This is a genomic window from Mesorhizobium sp. M7A.F.Ca.US.006.04.2.1, from assembly GCF_004022915.1.
GTDB classification, from domain to species: Bacteria; Pseudomonadota; Alphaproteobacteria; order Rhizobiales; family Rhizobiaceae; genus Mesorhizobium; species Mesorhizobium ciceri.
In genome coordinates this window covers 1-1,901 of the sequence record NZ_RZQA01001050.1, presented here as the reverse complement: position 1 = coordinate 1,901, position 1,901 = coordinate 1, and the positions used below count along the sequence as shown (strand labels likewise).

Genomic DNA, 1,901 nt, shown 5'->3' with positions numbered 1-1,901 from the left:
AACACCCCCCTCTGTCCTACCGGACATCTCCCCCTCAAGGGGGGAGATTGGCAGCTTCGGCGCTGACGCCCATCTTGCGACGTTGAAAATTGGTGAAAGTGGAGATGGCGGCCAATCTCCCCACTTGAGGGGGAGATGCCCGGCAGGGCAGAGGGGGGCGCTCCGGAACGCAAGCCTAGGGTTCCTTTTCGCTCTTCTAAGCCTCCTCTTCCTCCCCTTCACCGCCCTCGCGGCCGATCTCCCGGCGCTGACCGGCCGTGTCGTCGACAATGCCGGCATCATCGACGCCGCGACCAGGGCGGCGCTGACCCAAAAACTCGCCGATTTCGAGACAAAAGGCTCCGACCAGATCGTCGTCGCGACGATTCCCAGCCTCGATGGCGAGGAGATCGAGCCTTACGCCAACCGGCTGTTCCGCTTCTGGAAGCTCGGCCAGGCGAAGGAAAACAATGGCGTGCTGCTGCTGGTGGCCCCGAACGACCGCAAGATGCGCATCGAGGTCGGCTATGGGCTGGAAGGCACGCTGACCGACCTGCACACCAAGCTGATCATCGAAAATGACATGGTGCCGGCCTTCCGCGCCGGGGACTTCTCGGGCGGTATCAGCAAGGCCGTCGACGACATGGTCATGGTGCTGGAAGGCAATCCGGAGGAGCTGGAGGCGCGCGGCGAGCGCAACCAGCAAGCGCCTTTCGATTCCGACGACCTGTTCTTCGCCGTCTTCATCAGCATCTGGGCGATCATCTTCTTCGGCAGCATTGCGGCTTCCGTGCTGCCGCCGATCTTCGGCCAGAAGCTTGGCCCCGGCCGCTACCGCTGGCTTGGCATGACCTTCGAGCCAAGCCGGCGATCCTCCAGTGGCGGCTGGTCGTCGGGGAGTTCCGGCGGCGGCTGGTCTTCGGGGTCAAGCGGCGGTGGAGGTTTTTCCGGCGGCGGCGGTTCGTCCGGCGGCGGCGGCTCGTCGGGAAGCTGGTGATGGCATGATGGTATCCAGCATCAGCCTGTCGAAACGCGACCGCCTCGCCTCGGCCGTCCTGATTGCTGCGGTCGTGCTGTTCTCCTGCGTCATGGCCTACGCGACCGACTTGCCGGCGCTGACCGGCCGTGTCATCGACAATGCCGGCATCATCGACGCCGCGACCAAGACGGCGCTGACGCGGAAGCTCGCCGACTTCGAGACGAAAGGTTCCGACCAGATCGTCGTCGCGACGATTCCCAGCCTCGATGGCGAGGAGATCGAGCCCTACGCCAATCGGCTGTTCCGCTTCTGGAAACTTGGCCAGGCGGGCGAGAACAATGGCGTGCTGCTGCTGGTTGCCCCGAACGACCGCAAGATGCGCATCGAGGTCGGTTATGGGCTGGAAGGCACGCTGACCGACCTGCACACCAAGCTCATCATCGAGAATGACATGGTGCCGGCCTTCCGCGCCGGGGACTTCTCCGGCGGCATCAGCAAAGCCGTCGACGACATGGTCATGGTGCTGGAGGGCAATCCCGAAGAACTGGAAGCGCGGGGCAAGCGCAATCCCGCCGATGACGGCACGTCCATCGATCCGATCTTTGCCGTGTTCCTGATGCTGTGGGCGACGATGTTCTTCGGCGGGATGGCGATGGCGTTCCTGCCGCCGATGTTCGGCACGAAATTGTCGCCGGGCGTGTACAAATGGCTGGGCATGACGTTTCGTTATGGCCGCGGGCCGAGCGGGTACTCGGGCACTGGCTGGACAACCGGTTCGTCGTCGGGCGGCGGGTGGTCTTCGGGTTCGGGCAGTGGCTGGCCCTCGGGGTCAAGCGGCGGTGGCGGATTTTCCGGCGGTGGCGGATTTTCCGGTGGCGGCGGCTCGTCGGGTGGTGGCGGTTCTTCAGGAAGCTGGTGAGACAGATCATGGCAACACGACCAA

2 protein-coding genes are annotated in these 1,901 nt (G+C 64.3%); both read left to right on the top strand.

Annotated features, from left to right (window positions below; genetic code table 11):
• Nucleotides 1-124 precede the first annotated feature (124 nt).
• Nucleotides 125-976, top strand: coding sequence for a YgcG family protein (locus EN925_RS34080; RefSeq protein ID WP_013528993.1), 852 nt, complete (start codon nt 125-127; stop codon nt 974-976).
• Between the two features lie 4 nt (nt 977-980).
• A complete protein-coding gene (locus EN925_RS34075; protein ID WP_127369137.1) occupies nt 981-1,877 on the top strand; it encodes a YgcG family protein in 897 nt (298 codons plus the stop codon).
• Nucleotides 1,878-1,901 lie beyond the last annotated feature (24 nt).